Here is a 16102-nt window from a genome sequence, read left to right as displayed (position 1 = left end):
GCCCCGAATATCCCGGGACGATTCCCGGTCAGGGCCAATGGCGCATCGGTTGCGCCTTTCGGTTGAGATGCAAATTGCGTCAGGATAGCCTCATAGGCAAGCAGATGCCGGGAGCGAGTGAATGACGAACGAGCAGGAGATCAGTTTCAAGGAAATGTGTGCGAAGTTCGACGTCACCCCGCGAACATTGCGTTATTACGAGTATATCGAGCTGCTTCAACCCCGGAAAGAGGGTCGCGCCCGCTTCTACGGGCCCCGCGAAACCGCCCGCCTGACCCTGATCCTGCGGGGACGGAGATTCGGTTTTTCACTGGAAGAGATTCGGCAATGGTTGCTTATATATGAACAGAAGGGCAGCCGTGAACAATTGCAGGTGTGGCTGGAACTTGCCGACCGGCAATTGCGCGTTCTGGCAGATCAGATCGCGGAATTGCAGGCGGTCCGCGCCGATTTGCAGGATTTGCGCAATACGGCCGCCGATGAACTGAAAGGAGCCGATTGACCCTCCGCCACGGAACCGGCCGGAGTGGGCCAAAACGGATCCAGGACTGTGACGCAGCGTTTCGATTACGTGAACGTCAACTTTCGGCTAGAGTTCTGTCCAAGGACGACAGACGGTGAATGAGGAGGAACCGCGATCCATGTCCGACGAGCTGATGACTATCCGGCAGATGTGCGATGCCTTCGGCGTCACCCCACGCACCCTGCGCTTCTATGAAGCGCGGGAACTGATCTTTCCCCAGCGTCGCGGCCAGCACCGGCTGTATGACCGCAGGGACAGAGCGCGGCTGACGCTGATCCTTCGCGGCAAACGGTTCGGTTTCAGCCTCGAACAGATCCGCCAGTTGCTTGAACTTTACGAACCGGGCAGCAGGAACGAGACGCAGATCGCCGCCACGATCACGATCGCGCGGGAACGTCTTGCGGATATGGAACGCCAATATGCGGAACTCCGCGAAGCGATCGCCGATCTGGCAGAACAGATCAACGATGCCGAAACCCGTCTGTCCGACGCCACTCACAGCAAGCGTTCAGGATAAGCCATGCCGATTTACACTCCCCCGATCCGCGACCTTCAGTTCGCCCTTCACGACGTGCTGGGACTGTCGCAAACCGGCCTGCCCGGCCATGACGAACTCGACCGCGATTTCACCGAGGCGGTGCTGGACGCAGCCGGCAAACTGGCGTCCGAGGTTCTGGCCCCCCTGAACGCCATCGGCGATCAGCAGGGCTGCAGGCTGGAAAATGGCGTTGTCCGCACGCCCGAAGGTTTCGGCAAGGCGTTCGAGGCGATGAAGGAAGGCGGCTGGACCGCGCTTGACTGCGATCCGGAATATGGCGGTCAGGGCATGCCCTATGTGCTGGGCGTGGCGACAGGCGAGATGTTCGTATCCGCCAATATGGCCTTCAACATGTATCAGGGCCTGACCCACGGCGCCTATTCGGCCATCCACACCCACGGCACCGACGCGCAGAAGCAGACTTACCTGCCGAAAATGGTCAGTTGCGACTGGACCGGTACCATGAACCTGACCGAGCCGCATTGCGGCACCGATCTGGGCATGCTGCGCACCAAGGCAGATCCGCAGGACGATGGCAGTTATCTGATCACCGGCCAGAAGATATTCATCTCGGCGGGCGATCACGACCTGTCGGAAAACGTCATCCATCTGGTGCTCGCCAAGGCACCCGGCGGGGGCGAGGGTACCAGGGGTATCTCACTCTTCATCGTGCCTAAATTCCTGGTGAATGAAGACGGCTCTCTGGGCGACCGCAACGCGGTTTCCGTCGGCAATCTCGAAGAGAAGATGGGGATTCACGGCAATTCGACCTGCGTGATGAATTATGACGGCGCGAAGGGCTGGCTGCTGGGCGATTTGCACAAGGGCATGCGGGCCATGTTCACGATGATGAACGAAGCCCGGGTGGGCGTCGGATTGCAGGGCTATGCGGTCGCCGTGCCCGCCTATCAGAACGCCGTCGAATATGCCCGCGAGCGGCTTCAGGGCCGCGCCGTGACCGGCGCAGCAAATCCCGACGGCCCCGCCGACCCGCTGATCGTGCATCCCGATATCCGCCGCAGCCTGATGGATCAGAAATCCTTCCTTGAAGGCGCCCGGATGCTGGCACTGTGGGGGGCGCATCTGATCGACCGCAGCCATCTTGACGGGGATGCCGCAGCCGAGGGGCTGGTCTCGCTGCTGACCCCGGTCATCAAGGGCTTCCTGACCGACAAGGGCTTCGAGACAGCAGTTCTGGCGCAGCAAATCTATGGCGGCCATGGCTATATCGAGGAACAGGGCATGAGCCAGTTCGTCCGCGATGCCCGCATCACCATGATCTACGAAGGCGCGAACGGCGTACAGGCGCTTGACCTGGTGGGGCGCAAACTGGCGCAGGACGGCGGCAAGCATGTCATGGCGTTCTTCGAGATGGTGAAATCCTTCTGCAAGGAACATGGCGGGAACGAGACGCTGGCCAAAGACTTCATCGCGCCGCTGAAAGCTGCCTCCAAGGATCTACAGGCAGCGGGCATGTTCTTCATGGAAAAGGGCATGAAAAACCCCAACGACGCGCTGTCCGGCTCTTACGACTTCATGCATCTCTTCGGGCATGTCACACTGGGCCTCATGTGGGCGAAAATGGCCGTTGCCGCGCAAACGGCGCTGGATGCGGGCGACAGCAACGCAGAATATCTGAAAACCAAGCTCACCACCGGCCGACACTATATGAAACGGCAACTGCCGATGACGGCAACGCATCTGTCGCGAATTCAGTCCGGTGCCGATACGGTCATGGCGCTCGATGCGGAATCATTCTGAAACGGTGGTCCGAATGGGAAAGGCCGAAACAGGTATTTGTGCAAAGAAGCAGCACAAGGCTGCGTCCCGGCCTCTCCCGCCTCGCAGCAGGTCAGGCGTTATCGGCCCACAGACCGGGACGACTTCTCCTTTGGCGGTCATCGGCTCCTCAGCCTGTACCGCATCGCCCATTCTGATCTGAAAACGTTGCATTAACCCTAACAGCCCCCTTCTTCTTTGTTCAAATACCTTGCGGGGGGTTCGGGGGGCGCAAAGCCCCCCGCTTCGAGGAGAGAACATATGGCCGCGCAACTCTGGTGCTTTGGTGAATCGGGTAACGCCTACAAGGCAGCCCTGACGATGGAACTCGCGGGTTATGACTGGACGCCCGTCTATGTTGATTTCTTCAACGGCGAGGCGCGGACACCCGAATTCCGCGAAATCAACGAGATGGGCGAGGTGCCGGTCTTCCGCGAGGTCGATCTGACGCTGACCCAGTCCGCGGTGATCCAGCTTCATATCGCCGAAAAGACCGGGAAATTTCAGGGCAGGGACCGGAACGAGGTTCTTCGCTGGCTGATGTTCGACAATCACAAACTGTCCGGCCAGGCCGGAGCCACCCGTTTCCTGATGAATTTCCTGCCGGAGGAAAAGCGCCCAAAAGAGGCGATTGCGTTCATGCAGGGACGGTTGAAGGCCACTTACAAGGTGTTGGAGCATCATCTCGCGGGCCGCGACTGGGTGGCCGATAGCGGCCCGACGATCGCGGATTTCGCCTGTTGCGGATATCTGTTCTATCCCGAACCTTTCGGCTTCGACCGCGCCGAATGGCCGAATATCGACCGCTGGCTGGATGGCGTCGCCGCCTTGCCCGGCTGGAAACATCCCTATGATCTGATGCCCGGCAATCCGTCCGACCGGGCCTAAGGAGGCAATATGACCGAAGCATATATCTATGACGCCGCCCGCACGCCGCGCGGCAAGGGCCGCCCCGATGGCAGCCTGCATGAAGTGACCTCGCTGGCGCTGTCGGCGCGGCTGCTGAACGCCGTGAAAGAGCGTAACGGGCTGGAGGGTCATGCGGTCGAGGATGTGATCTGGGGCAATGTCACTCAGGTCAAGGAACAGGGCGGATGTCTGGCGCGCTCGGCCGTGCTGGCCTCGGGCCTGGACGAATCCATTCCGGGCCTGTCGATCAACCGTTTTTGCGCCAGCGGGATGGAGGCAGTTAACCTTGCCGCCAATCAGATCAAGGGCGGCGCAGGGCACGGCTATATCGCCGGCGGTGTCGAGATGATGGGCCGTGTGGCCATGGGCAGTGACGGCGCCGCGATTGCCGTTGACCCGAGCCTTGCGATGAAGACTTATTTCGTGCCGCAGGGGATCAGTGCCGATATCATCGCGACCGAATATGGTTTCAGCCGTAAAGAATGCGATGCGCTCGCCGTGGAATCGCAGCGCCGTGCCGCACTGGCCTGGGACGAGAACCGCTTTGCCAAATCCATCGTTCCGGTCACCGATCAGAACGGGCTGACCATTCTGGAGCGCGACGAATACATGCGCCCCGGAACCAGTGTCGAGGATCTGGCGAAGCTGAAGGCCAGCTTCAAGGAAATGGGCGAGATCATGCCCGGTTTCGATCAGGTGGCGATGCTGAAATATCCGCATCTGGACCATATCGATCATGTCCACCATGCCGGAAATTCCTCGGGCATCGTCGATGGGGCGGCGGCTGTTCTGCTGGGCAGCAAGGAATTCGGCGAGGCGCATGGGTTGAAACCCCGCGCCCGGATCCGCTCGACCGCCAAGATCGGCACGGATCCCACGATCATGCTGACCGGGCCGGTTCCCGTGACCGAAAAGATCCTGGCCGACAGCGGCATGTCCATCGGCGATATCGACCTGTTCGAGGTGAACGAGGCATTCGCCGCGGTCGTGCTGCGCTTTATGCAGGCATTCCAGGTCGATCCGGCAAAGGTTAATGTGAATGGCGGCGCGATCGCGATGGGGCATCCTCTGGGCGCGACCGGGGCGATCATCATCGGCACGCTTCTGGATGAACTCGAACGGCAGGATAAGCAGGTCGGCCTTGCGACCCTGTGCATCGCGTCCGGCATGGGCGCGGCCACCATTATCGAGCGCGTGTAAGGAAGGGTACGGATATGACCGATTTCACCATCAAGACCGACGCCGATGGCGTGGCGATCATTACCTGGGACGTGCCGGGCAAGTCGATGAATGTGCTGTCTCTGGACGGCGCGGCAGAGCTGGACAAGCTGATCGACAGCGCTTTGGCGGATGATGCCGTCAAGGGAATCGTCATCACCAGCGGCAAGAAGGATTTCGCCGCCGGAATGGATCTGAACGTCATTGCCGGGATGAAGGACAATGGCGGGGCGCAGGGCGTGTTTGACGGCGTAATGACGCTGCACCACCTGCTGCGCAAAATCGAACGCGCCGGGATGGATCCCAAGACGCTGAAAGGCGGTAAGCCGATTGCGAGCGCCCTGCCCGGCACGGCGCTTGGCATCGGGCTGGAACTGCCTCTGGCGACGCATCGCATCTTTGCCGCCGATAACGCCAAGGCCAAGATCGGCCTGCCCGAAATCATGGTCGGCATCTTCCCCGGCGGCGGCGGTACGACCCGGCTGGTTCGCAAACTGGGGGCGATGGCGGCGGCGCCGTTCCTGCTGGAAGGCAAGCTGAACAATCCGGCCAAGGCGAAAGCGGCAGGGCTTGTCGACGAGGTGGTCGCGGATCCGCTAGCGGCGGCCCGTGAATGGGTGCTGAGCGCCAAGGACGAGGATCTGGTCAAGCCATGGGACAAGAAGGGCTACAAGATGCCGGGCGGAGAACCCTATCACCCGGCGGGATTCATGACCTTTGTCGGCGCAAGCGCCATGGTGCATGGCAAGACCAAAGGGGTCTATCCTGCGGCAAAAGCTTTGCTGTCTGCCGTGTATGAAGGCGCCATGGTGCCTTTCGATCAGGCTTTGCGCATCGAGGCGCGCTGGTTCACCAATGTGCTGATGAACCCCTCGTCAACGGCGATGATCCGCAGCCTTTTCATCAACAAGGAAGCCTTGGAAAAAGGTGCGAACCGGCCCGATGCCCCCGATCAGACGGTGAAGAAACTCGGCATTCTGGGCGCGGGGATGATGGGCGCAGGGATCGCCTATGTCAGTGCGAAGGCCGGGATCGAGGTCGTGCTGATCGACGCCAGGCAGGAGGCTGCCGATAAGGGTAAATCCTATTCCGAGGGGTTGATGGACAAGGCCATCAGCCGCAAGAAGGCAACCGAGGATCAGAAAACCGAATTGCTGGGCCGTATTCTGGCGACGACGGATTACGCCGCGCTTGACGGCTGTGATCTGATTATCGAGGCGGTATTCGAGGATCCCGGCATCAAGGCCGAAGTGACGAAAAAGGCCGAGGCCGTCATCCCGCAGGATGCGATCTTCGCCACCAATACCTCGACCCTGCCGATCAGCGATCTGGCCCGCGCAAGCGCCCGGCCGGAACAGTTCATCGGCATCCATTTCTTCAGTCCCGTGGACAAGATGCTGCTGGTCGAGATCATCAAGGGCCGCGAAACCGGCCCCCGCGCCGTGGCCAAGGCGCTGGATTTCGTGCGCCAGATCCGCAAGACGCCCATCGTGGTGAACGATGCGCGGTTCTTTTATGCCAATCGCTGCATCATCCCCTATATCAACGAAGGCATCCGCATGGTCGCCGAGGGTGTGAACCCGGTGCTGATCGAGAATGCCGCGAAGATGCTGGGAATGCCTCTTGGTCCGCTGCAACTGGTCGATGAGACCTCGATCGATCTGGGCGTCAAGATCGCCAAGGCGACCAAAGCCGCGATGGGCGATGTCTATCCCGACGGCGCGGTTGATGATGTGCTGTTCTGGATGGCCGATCAGGGACGGTTGGGCCGCAAGTCCAATGCGGGCTTCTATGCCTATGATGACAAGGGCAAGCGACAGGGGCTTTGGGACAGGCTGGAAGCGCAATATCCCGAAGCAAAAGAGCAGCCCGAACTGACCGAGATACAGCACCGTCTGATGTTCGCGCAATCGCTCGAGGCGGTGCGGGCGCTTGAGGAAGGCGTGCTTGAGGATATCCGCGAAGGCGATGTCGGCGCGATCCTTGGCTGGGGCTTTGCGCCCTGGTCGGGCGGGCCCTTCGGCTGGCTGGACATTCTGGGCGCTGCGCGCGCCGTCGAGATTTGCGACGGGCTGACCGAACGGCATGGCGCGCGGTTCGAAACGCCCGGATTGCTGCGTGAACTGGCGGAAAAGGATCAGACATTCTACGGCCGCTTCGTCGCGCAGCCCAAGGCCGCCTGACGCTGTCCGATGTGATGCAATCAGGTCACAGGAGATCGTTGCAATCTGCAAGAGGGGCGAGATTTTCGCCCCTCATTCGTGTTGTAAGCGTAACGAATCACCCTATGCTGCGCCGCAATACGGCCAACGCGGTCGTCAAAGTCAAAAGGGAAAACATGTCATGACCGAAGAGACGAAGCGTCGCGCCGAAGCCGTTACCAAGGATATCGAGGACGTCACCAAGGTTGTACTGCCCGAACCCGAGAGCAATCAGATCCAGATGGATTCCGCCGATCCCGGCACCACCGAGGAAATCCGCAAGCGGATGGATGAGATCGACATGACCGACTCGGCCTCGGTCATGCATTTCGGGGTTCGCGCCCAGACGGAGCTTCAGCAGATCAGCCAGAAAATGCTGTCGGATGTGAAGAACAAGGATGTCGGGCCGGCCGGGGAATCCCTGCGCGAGATCGTTACCACTATTCGCGGCTTTTCGGCCTCTGAACTCGATACGCGGCGCAAGCAAAGCTGGTGGGAAAGACTGCTGGGGCGCTCGGCTCCCTTTGCGAAATTCATTGCCAATTACGAGAATGTGCAAAGTCAGATCGATCAGGTGACAATCGATCTGGAAGGCCACGAACAGAAACTGCTGAAAGACATCAAGTCGCTGGACATTCTTTATGACCGCACATTGTCATTCTATGACGAGCTGGCACTGTATATCGCCGCCGGTGAAGCAAAACTTCGCGAGTTGGACCAGGATGTGATCCCCGCGAAAGAAGCCGTCATGAACGCGGCGAATGACGATGACAAGGTCATGGAAGCGCAGGAACTGCGCGACCTGCGGGCCATGCGCGACGACCTTGACCGCCGCGTGCATGACCTCAAGCTGACGCGGCAGGTCACGATGCAGTCGCTGCCCTCGATCCGGCTGGTGCAGGAGAATGACAAATCCCTTGTCACCAAGATCAATTCGACGCTGGTCAATACCGTGCCGCTTTGGGAAACGCAGCTCGCGCAGGCCGTCACCATTCAACGCAGCGCGGAAGCTGCAGGCGCGGTCAAGGCGGCAAACGACCTGACCAATGACCTGCTGACCAGCAATGCCAAGAACCTGCGTAAGGCCAATGCAGAGATCCGCACCCAGACCGAGCGGGGCGTCTTCGACATCGAGTCGGTCCGCACTGCCAATGCGGAACTGATCTCGACCATCGAGGATAGTTTGCGGATCGCGGACGAAGGCCGCGCCCGCCGCGCCGCCGCCGAAGACGAGCTGACGCAGATGGAGAAGGAATTGCGCAACACGCTTGCCGCCGCAAGCGCACAGCGCCAGGAGATCTCGAAGGGAGCGGGCAGGCAGCCCAAAGGGAAGTGATGTGATGCAAGCGACGGCCGGTTTTCCCTCTCATGTCTCTGCACGGCGTTCGTGGGCGATTCTGGCCCTTATGCTGACAATTGCCGTGACGGCCTGCACGGATCAACGCGGAAAGGACGTCCCTGTCACTCCGCCTCCTGTCGCCAAGCCGACGCCACCTGATCCGGGCCCCACACAGGCGGAGCTTCGCGAGGCGCGGGCGAAACGCAACCGCGAAGCCAATCTGGCGGCCTCTCGTGCGGCAGCCAATTCCACCAGTCAATCGCGCCGCAGCTATTACTCTGAAGTCGAGCAGCGGCTTCTTGCCGCCGGCCGGCTGCGTCAGGACCGCATTCCCGCGGATATTCCGATGAACGCCGAGTCATTGACGCAGGATTTCATCCAGGTCGCCCTGCGGGACGAATATGACAGCAACGGCGTGCAGAACCCGCAAGGCGCAGAAGCGGCGGCACCGCTGCGCAGATGGGAACAGCCGGTCAGTATCAAAATCGCATTCGGCCCATCGTCCGATGTGGCGGTCAGACGCGAGATTCGGGGCGAGGTCGCGGCCTATTCCGCCCGGCTGGCGGAAACATCCGGTCATACGGTCGGCACGACCGAGGGTAATGGCAATTTCACCCTGCTGGTGCTGGCGGAAGAAGAGCGGCATAATATCGGGCAATATCTGCGCGACATCGCCCCTTCGATTCCAAGCCATGACGTCACCACGCTCGGCCGGCTGTCGCCGGACATCTATTGCACGGTATTCGCCTATTCGCAGGGCAATTCCTACAGCTACGCCCATGCCGTCGCATTGATCCGGGCGGAATTGCCGCCGCTGCTGCGGCTGTCCTGCATTCACGAAGAGCTTGCGCAGGGCATGGGTCTTGCCAATGACAGCCCGACGGTTCGCCCCTCGATCTTCAACGATGACGAGGAATTCGCATTGCTGACAAGGCATGACGAATTGTTGCTGCGGATCCTTTACGATCCGCGCCTGCGCCCCGGCATGACCGAGGAGGAGGCAGCCCCGATTGTCCGGACGATTGCAGGAGAGCTTCTGGCCGACTAAGTTCCTGTTTATCACCATTGCTGATGTAAGGGCGGAACCATGAGTATCTTCGATATATTGGGCGGCGAATTCATCGAGGTCATCGAATGGGTCGACGACACGCGCGATACCATGGTCTGGCGCTTCGATACGGTCGGGCGGGCGATCAAATACGGCGCCAAGCTGACAGTGCGCGAAGGACAGACGGCGGTCTTCATCCATGAAGGACAACTGGCCGATGTGTTCACGCCCGGTCTTTACATGCTGGAAACCAACAACATGCCGGTGATGACCCGGCTTCAGCACTGGGATCACGGCTTCCGGAGCCCCTTCAAATCCGAGATTTATTTCGTCAACACTACCCGTTTCAACGAGATGAAATGGGGCACCAAGAACCCGATCATGGCGCGCGATCCGGAATTCGGCCCGGTCAGATTGCGCGCCTTCGGCACCTATTCCATGCGGGTCACAGATCCGGCCCGCTTCATGACCGAGATCGTGGGGACGGATGGTGAATTCACCAGCGACGAGATTTCCTTTCAGATCCGCAATGTGATCGTCCAGGAATTTTCCCGCATGATCGCGGGTGCGGGCATTCCGGTCCTTGATATGGCCGCCAATACCGCCGATCTGGGAAAACTGGTCGCGGATGCGATCAAGCCGGTGATCGACGAATATGGTCTGAGCATTCCGGAATTCTATATCGAGAATATCAGCCTGCCCCAAGAGGTTGAGAAGGTGCTCGACAAGCGCACCTCGATGGGCATCATCGGGGATCTCAGCCGTTACCGCGAATATGCGGCAAGCGAAGCGATGCTGAATGCCAGCAACAATCCCGGCGGCGCCGGTGCGGGCATGGGCGCGGCAATGGGGGCTGCGATGGGAATGGGCATGGCCGCTGGCGGCCCGTGGGGACAAGGACAGGAACAGCAGCGGGTTCCGTCGCAGAATGCCGCCGGTGCGACCCCTCCGCCGCTTCCCGGCCAACAGGACGCGCAGTGGCATGTGGCCATCGAGGGGCAGGCCAAGGGGCCATTCGGACAATCGCAGCTTCAGCAGATGGTCACAGATGGCAGCCTGACCCGCGAGACGCTTGTCTGGGCGCAGGGGCGCGACGGCTGGACCGCCGCAGGAGAAATATCGGAACTGTCGCGATTGTTTTCGGACATTCCGCCACCGCTTCCGGACTGATCCTGAATGACCGCGTTGTCGGCCGAGCATCGGTATCCCTGCGAGAATTGCGGCGCCAGTCTTCGCTATCAGCCGGGGCAGGAATATCTGGCCTGCGATTATTGCGGCCATCAGCAGCATATCGTCCCGAATCCGTCCAATGACGGCGATCCGTCGCGCATACCCAAAACCGGCCATGCGCTCCAATGGGATGCGGCGCATAAATCGCCTCAACTGACCGAGATCCCGCTTGATAAGGGATTGCGCCTCGATGCCGCTTCCGACATGGCCGAGAACATCCGCACCCTGTCCTGCCCGAATTGCGGCGCGCGTATCCAGATCACCGGGGCAAGCCATTCCAGAGACTGCCCTTTCTGCGCGACTCCGGTGGTCACGGATACCGGCGCCACCCGTCAGATCAAGCCGCAGGGGGTATTGCCCTTTGTCCTGAATGAAAATCAGGCACGCAGGGCCATGGAGGACTGGCTGGGCAAGCTGTGGTTCGCGCCGTCAGGACTTGTGGCCTATGCGCGGCGCGGTCGCCGGATGACAGGGATTTATTCACCCTTCTGGACCTTCGACGCCAGTACCCGCTCCTCTTACAGCGGGCGGCGCGGTGATGCCTATTACCAGACCGTCTATGTCACGCAAAACGTGAACGGCCGCCAACAGCGCGTGGCGCGGCAGGTTCGCCGCATTCGCTGGCGTCCTGTCTCCGGTCGTATCGCGCGGGATTTCAACGATGTGCTGGTGCTGGCCGCGGAATCGCTACCGCGGAATTTCTCGGACGGGCTGGCGCCGTGGGATCTGTCGCATCTGGCTGAATACCGGCCCGATTACCTTGCCGGGTTCAATGCCGAAGGATACACGGTTGCGCTTGCCGATGGCCACCAGATCGCCCGACAGGAAATGGCCAGCGTGATCGTGAACGACGCCCGGCGCGACATTGGCGGCGACGAACAGCGCGTCACCCATGTGCAGACCGATTACAGCGCCGAAACCTTCAAGCATATCCTGCTGCCCATCTGGATCGCCGCGTATAAATATAACGGCAAAAGCTATCGCTTTCTCGTCAACGGCCAATCCGGGCGGGTTCAGGGGGAACGTCCCTGGTCGATCTGGAAAATCGCGGCTGCCATTATCGCAGCCCTGATTGCGCTAACAGTTTTTCTGTATTTCGGTGAATCGACAGGTTATATCCAGCTTGGCGGCATCGAGCCGGCGGAAACTGTCGCCTTGGGCTAACACACAGGCGCAAGCAGTATAGGGAAGGACGCGATCATGATCCTGTGTTCGGGGGAAGCACTGATCGACATGGTGCCGGAGAATGGCGTTTTCAGGCCGCTTGCGGGTGGCGCGGTATATAATACCGCCATCGCTTTGGGCCGTCTTGGCGAGCCGACCGCCTATCTGTGGCCGATCAGCCGGGATTCCTTTGGCGAGGTTCTGCTGCGCCCGCTGACCGAGGCTGGGGTGGATACCGGGTTATGCCCCCGCTCGGATCGGCTGACCACGCTGGCGCTTGTGACCCTGGCCGGTGGCGAGGCGCGATATGCGTTCTACGACGAGGGCTCGGCAGGCCGTATGCTGTCTCCTGACGAGATCCCGGCCCTGCCCGCACAGACCGAGGCGATTTTCGCCGGCGGCATCAGCCTTGTGCCCGACCCTTGCGGCGCAGCGATCGAAGCCCTGATTCAGCGGAACCACGCCAAGCTGCCTGTCATGGTCGATCCCAATATCCGTCCGTTCTTCATCAAAGACGAACAAGCCTATCGCGCGCGGCTTGCCCGTATTCTGCCACAGGCGGATATCGTGAAATTATCCGCCGACGATCTGGAATGGCTGTATCCCGGATTTGGCATCGAAGACGCCGCGCGGCAGGTGCTGGCGCTTGGCGCCAGGATCGTCCTGCAAACCGGAGGCGCATCCGGCGCCCGCGCGATCTGGTCCGGCGAGACTGTCGAGGCCCCCGCAATCCGCACCAGTGTCGCGGACACGATCGGGGCCGGCGACACATTCAATGCCGGCGTGCTTGCCAGTCTGCGCAGGCAGGGCATCCTGAGCAAACCCGGCATCGCCGCGATCACAGGCGATCAGCTTCACGCGGCCTTGGGTCTGGGCGCGCAGGCCGCCGCGATCACCGTATCGCGCCCCGGGGCAAACCCGCCCTGGGCGCATGAGATGCCGTAACCGGCACATTCAAAGCACGGCCGCATCGCTGCGTCACGGGTTGAACCCCGCCGTCACTCGCGTCATCCTTTCCGGACCTGCAAGGAGAAACCCATGCTGCCACCCATTCTGCAAAATCTGCGCATTCCCGTTGTGGCGTCGCCGATGTTCATTGTTTCCGGCCCCTCTCTGGTCATCGAGCAATGCAAGGCCGGTATCGTGGGTAGTTTCCCCGCCCTGAACGCCCGCGAAAAGGATGGGGATCCGATTCAGCTTGAGGCGTGGCTGACGCGGATCACGGAAGAGCTGGACCAGCACAATCAGGACAATCCCGACCAGCCCGCCGCGCCTTTCGCAGTCAACCAGATCGTGCATCGCAGCAATGCCCGGCTGGAACGCGATATCGAAATCTGTCACCGCTTCAAGGTGCCGATCTGGATCACCTCGCTTGGCGCCCGCCCCGAAGTCAACGAGGCCGCGCATGATTGCGGCGGGATCGCCCTGCATGACATCATCAATAATCATTTTGCGAAGAAAGCCATCGAGAAAGGCGCCGACGGGCTGATCGCCGTCGCGGCCGGTGCCGGTGGCCATGCCGGTCCGCAATCGCCCTTTGCCCTGGTTCAGGAAATTCGCGAATGGTTCGACGGGCCGTTACTTCTGTCAGGCGCCATCGCCACGGGGCGTTCGGTGCTGGCGGCGCAGGTGATGGGAGCCGATCTGGCCTATATCGGCAGCCCCTTCATCGCCACCATGGAGGCGCGCGGCACCGAGGAATACAAGCAGATGATCTGCGACAGCGGAGCAATGGATATCGTCACCTCGTCGCTTTTCACGGGGGTTTCGGGCAATTACCTGGCGCCTTCGATCCGCAATGCCGGGCTTGACCCCGACAATCTGGAAAAGTCGGACGCCTCGAAGATGAATTTCGCTCAGGGTTCGTCCAAACCCAAGGCATGGAGCCAGATTCTAGGCGCGGGACAAGGGATCGGAGCCATACATGACGTCGTTCCGGCCGCCACCTATATCGACCGGCTTGCCAAGGAATATGCCGAAGCCAAGGCCCGGATGGCGAAGCTGTGAAGGCTGTGGCGCGGCCGGTCATCGGACGCCACGCGAAGGCTGCCCATCTTGGCAAATCGCGGCTGTCTTCCCATATAATCGCGCACGGAAGGTCATTTTACGGAGTGTTCAATGAATTTTACCAAATCACAGGACGCAATCGACAAGCTGACCCCAGAACAATACCGGGTCACGCAGGAAAACGGGACCGAGCGCGCCTTTACCGGGAAATATGACAAGCATTTCGAGCCGGGCATCTATGTCGATATCGTCACCGGAGAGCCACTTTTCGCCAGCTCGGCAAAATACAATTCGGGCTGTGGCTGGCCCGCTTTCACCAAGCCGATCGACAACAATATCACCGAACTCCGTGATGATTCTTTCGGAATGGTCCGGACCGAGGTTCGTTCCAGACATGGCGACAGCCATCTGGGACATGTATTTCCCGACGGCCCGGCCGAAGCGGGTGGGCTGCGCTATTGCATCAATTCGGCCTCGCTGCGTTTCGTTCCCAAAGACCGCATGGAATCCGAAGGTTATGGCGAGTATCTGAACCAGATAGAGGAGGGCTGAATGTCTGAACGTGCAGTATTGGCCGGAGGATGTTTCTGGGGCATGCAGGATCTGATCCGGAAGCTGCCCGGCGTCGTTTCGACCCGCGTGGGCTATACCGGCGGCGATGTGCCGAACGCCACCTATCGCGATCATGGCACCCATGCCGAGGGGATCGAGATCACATTCGATCCCGAGGTGATCAGTTACCGCCGGATTCTGGAATATTTTTTCCAGATCCACGATCCAACCACGCCCAACCGGCAGGGCAACGACCTTGGCTCCAGCTATCGCTCGGCCATTTATTACGTGGACGAAGCGCAGAAACAGGTCGCGCTGGACACGATAGCCGATGTGGATGCCTCTGGCTTGTGGCCCGGCAAGGTCGTGACCGAACTGGAACCGGTCGGCGATTTCTGGACTGCCGAGCCAGAGCATCAGGATTATCTGGTGCGTATCCCCAACGGCTATACATGCCATTTTCCGCGCCCGGATTGGGTATTGCCGAAACACGCCGCGGCAGAGTGATCGTCGGGCAGGCTCCTTGCCCAACGGGTTTGACTCGGGATCGGGCTTCGCGCCACTCTTCCCCTTAACCGAACCAAGGGGGCAGTATGTTCGAAGGATTCGTTGAGGAAACCGTAAAGATCGGCGATGGCCGGATCTTCATCCGGCGCGGCGGAAACCCGGACGCCGCGCCGGTACTGCTACTGCATGGCTATCCCCAGACTTCTGCAATGTGGCACGGGGTTGCGCCGTTATTGGCACGGGATTTTCAGGTCATCTGCGCAGATCTGCGTGGCTATGGCCGGTCGCACAAGCCTGAATCAGCTCCCGATCACGCCCCCTATTCCAAACGGGCGATGGCTGCCGAGATGGGCTTGCTGATGCAGGAACTGGGTTTTCCGCGCTTCCATATCGGCGCCCATGATCGCGGTGCCCGCGTGGCGCATCGTCTGGGGCTGGACATGCCGGACAGGGTTCTGTCGATGGTGCTGCTGGATATTGCCCCCACCCGCGAGATGTATGGCGCCACGAGCCGGGATTTCGCCGCAACCTATTGGCATTGGTTTTACCTTATCCAGCCCTATCCGATGCCGGAACGCATGATAGGCCACGATCCGGAGGCCTTCTGGAAGGAAAAATGCGGTAAACAAGCGGGCGGCGGGAATCCTTTTACCAAGGACGCGCTTGCCGAATATCTTGCCGCCTTCTCTGATCCTGCGTGCATCCACGCCACCTGCGAGGATTACCGCGCCGCCGCCACGATAGATCTCCGTCACGACGATGAGGACGAAGGGCGCAAGCTGACGATGCCGTTGCAGGTTGTTTGGGCGCGGCGCGGTGTTATCGAGAAATGTTTCGATGCGCTTGCCCTATGGCGGCTTCGCGCGGAAAAAGTCGAGGGAGGGGCCGTAGACGCAACGCATTACATGTCCGAGGAAATTCCCAAGGATATCGCGCAACGGATGGCAAATTTCTTTGCGCGTCATTCCGGTGGCGGCGCAACGAGTGATTAAATCGTTTCAGACCCAAGTTGAAACGCCTTTGCCGGTTGCCTGAAGCCTGTCGCGCACGCCCGGCTTCACATCCTCCTCTTCTTCTTTGCGGTAAA

15 protein-coding genes are annotated in these 16102 nt (G+C 60.4%); all 15 read left to right on the top strand.

Features of this window, described 5'->3' with window-relative positions; translation table 11 throughout:
- Nucleotides 1–121 precede the first annotated feature (121 nt).
- Nucleotides 122–502: a MerR family transcriptional regulator gene (locus tag Q0601_RS11375; RefSeq protein ID WP_305289945.1), complete on the top strand. Its 381-nt coding sequence runs from the start codon at nt 122–124 to the stop codon at nt 500–502.
- A gap of 139 nt (nt 503–641) precedes the next feature.
- On the top strand, nt 642–1040 hold the full coding sequence (locus Q0601_RS11370; protein ID WP_305289944.1) for a MerR family transcriptional regulator: 399 nt from the start codon (nt 642–644) through the stop codon (nt 1038–1040).
- A gap of 3 nt (nt 1041–1043) precedes the next feature.
- Nucleotides 1044–2822 carry an acyl-CoA dehydrogenase C-terminal domain-containing protein gene (locus Q0601_RS11365; protein ID WP_305289943.1) on the top strand — a complete coding sequence of 593 codons (1779 nt, stop codon included), beginning with the start codon at nt 1044–1046 and terminating at the stop codon, nt 2820–2822.
- Between the two features lie 279 nt (nt 2823–3101).
- Nucleotides 3102–3728: a glutathione S-transferase family protein gene (locus Q0601_RS11360; RefSeq protein WP_305289942.1), complete on the top strand. Its 627-nt coding sequence runs from the start codon at nt 3102–3104 to the stop codon at nt 3726–3728.
- A 9-nt stretch (nt 3729–3737) separates the two neighbouring features.
- Complete coding sequence (locus Q0601_RS11355) at nt 3738–4949, top strand: acetyl-CoA C-acetyltransferase (protein WP_305289941.1); 1212 nt, start codon at nt 3738–3740, stop codon at nt 4947–4949.
- A 14-nt stretch (nt 4950–4963) separates the two neighbouring features.
- Nucleotides 4964–7150 (top strand): 3-hydroxyacyl-CoA dehydrogenase NAD-binding domain-containing protein, encoded by a 2187-nt coding sequence (locus Q0601_RS11350; RefSeq protein WP_305289940.1) that lies wholly within the window; start codon nt 4964–4966, stop codon nt 7148–7150.
- Between the two features lie 160 nt (nt 7151–7310).
- The gene (locus tag Q0601_RS11345) at nt 7311–8504 is read left to right on the top strand and encodes a toxic anion resistance protein (protein WP_305289939.1); all 1194 of its coding nucleotides are present in this window, start codon (nt 7311–7313) and stop codon (nt 8502–8504) included.
- A 4-nt stretch (nt 8505–8508) separates the two neighbouring features.
- Nucleotides 8509–9555: a DUF2927 domain-containing protein gene (locus Q0601_RS11340; protein WP_305289938.1), complete on the top strand. Its 1047-nt coding sequence runs from the start codon at nt 8509–8511 to the stop codon at nt 9553–9555.
- Between the two features lie 39 nt (nt 9556–9594).
- Entirely contained in the window at nt 9595–10725 is a 1131-nt protein-coding gene (locus Q0601_RS11335) for an SPFH domain-containing protein (protein ID WP_305289937.1), read from the top strand.
- 15 nt (nt 10726–10740) lie between these two features.
- The gene (locus tag Q0601_RS11330; protein ID WP_370656123.1) at nt 10741–11949 is read left to right on the top strand and encodes a TFIIB-type zinc ribbon-containing protein; all 1209 of its coding nucleotides are present in this window, start codon (nt 10741–10743) and stop codon (nt 11947–11949) included.
- Between the two features lie 36 nt (nt 11950–11985).
- Nucleotides 11986–12894, top strand: coding sequence for a carbohydrate kinase family protein (locus tag Q0601_RS11325; RefSeq protein ID WP_305289935.1), 909 nt, complete (start codon nt 11986–11988; stop codon nt 12892–12894).
- 93 nt (nt 12895–12987) lie between these two features.
- Nucleotides 12988–13956, top strand: a complete 969-nt coding sequence (locus Q0601_RS11320; RefSeq protein ID WP_305289934.1) for an NAD(P)H-dependent flavin oxidoreductase — start codon at nt 12988–12990, stop codon at nt 13954–13956.
- A gap of 111 nt (nt 13957–14067) precedes the next feature.
- A complete protein-coding gene (msrB, locus tag Q0601_RS11315; protein ID WP_305289933.1) occupies nt 14068–14508 on the top strand; it encodes a peptide-methionine (R)-S-oxide reductase MsrB in 441 nt (146 codons plus the stop codon).
- Entirely contained in the window at nt 14509–15015 is a 507-nt protein-coding gene (gene msrA, locus Q0601_RS11310; protein WP_305289932.1) for a peptide-methionine (S)-S-oxide reductase MsrA, read from the top strand.
- 86 nt (nt 15016–15101) lie between these two features.
- Entirely contained in the window at nt 15102–16007 is a 906-nt protein-coding gene (locus Q0601_RS11305; protein WP_305289931.1) for an alpha/beta fold hydrolase, read from the top strand.
- The last annotated feature ends 95 nt before the right edge of the window (nt 16008–16102 follow it).

The sequence above is a fragment of the Paracoccus wurundjeri genome (assembly GCF_030678915.1).
Classification (GTDB): Bacteria; Pseudomonadota; Alphaproteobacteria; order Rhodobacterales; family Rhodobacteraceae; genus Paracoccus; species Paracoccus onubensis_A.
Note: the sequence above shows the minus strand (reverse complement) of the source record. Positions and strands in the feature narration are given on the sequence as shown.

What these genes read in the sequence shown, in the direction of transcription:
- Q0601_RS11375 (WP_305289945.1), top strand. Translation starts at nt 122, where the DNA reads ATGACGAACGAGCAGGAGATCAGTTTCAAGGAAATGTGTGCGAAGTTC.
- Q0601_RS11370 (WP_305289944.1), top strand. Translation starts at nt 642, where the DNA reads ATGTCCGACGAGCTGATGACTATCCGGCAGATGTGCGATGCCTTCGGC.
- Q0601_RS11365 (WP_305289943.1), top strand. Translation starts at nt 1,044, where the DNA reads ATGCCGATTTACACTCCCCCGATCCGCGACCTTCAGTTCGCCCTTCAC.
- Q0601_RS11360 (WP_305289942.1), top strand. Translation starts at nt 3,102, where the DNA reads ATGGCCGCGCAACTCTGGTGCTTTGGTGAATCGGGTAACGCCTACAAG.
- Q0601_RS11355 (WP_305289941.1), top strand. Translation starts at nt 3,738, where the DNA reads ATGACCGAAGCATATATCTATGACGCCGCCCGCACGCCGCGCGGCAAG.
- Q0601_RS11350 (WP_305289940.1), top strand. Translation starts at nt 4,964, where the DNA reads ATGACCGATTTCACCATCAAGACCGACGCCGATGGCGTGGCGATCATT.
- Q0601_RS11345 (WP_305289939.1), top strand. Translation starts at nt 7,311, where the DNA reads ATGACCGAAGAGACGAAGCGTCGCGCCGAAGCCGTTACCAAGGATATC.
- Q0601_RS11340 (WP_305289938.1), top strand. Translation starts at nt 8,509, where the DNA reads ATGCAAGCGACGGCCGGTTTTCCCTCTCATGTCTCTGCACGGCGTTCG.
- Q0601_RS11335 (WP_305289937.1), top strand. Translation starts at nt 9,595, where the DNA reads ATGAGTATCTTCGATATATTGGGCGGCGAATTCATCGAGGTCATCGAA.
- Q0601_RS11325 (WP_305289935.1), top strand. Translation starts at nt 11,986, where the DNA reads ATGATCCTGTGTTCGGGGGAAGCACTGATCGACATGGTGCCGGAGAAT.
- Q0601_RS11320 (WP_305289934.1), top strand. Translation starts at nt 12,988, where the DNA reads ATGCTGCCACCCATTCTGCAAAATCTGCGCATTCCCGTTGTGGCGTCG.
- msrB (WP_305289933.1), top strand. Translation starts at nt 14,068, where the DNA reads ATGAATTTTACCAAATCACAGGACGCAATCGACAAGCTGACCCCAGAA.
- msrA (WP_305289932.1), top strand. Translation starts at nt 14,509, where the DNA reads ATGTCTGAACGTGCAGTATTGGCCGGAGGATGTTTCTGGGGCATGCAG.
- Q0601_RS11305 (WP_305289931.1), top strand. Translation starts at nt 15,102, where the DNA reads ATGTTCGAAGGATTCGTTGAGGAAACCGTAAAGATCGGCGATGGCCGG.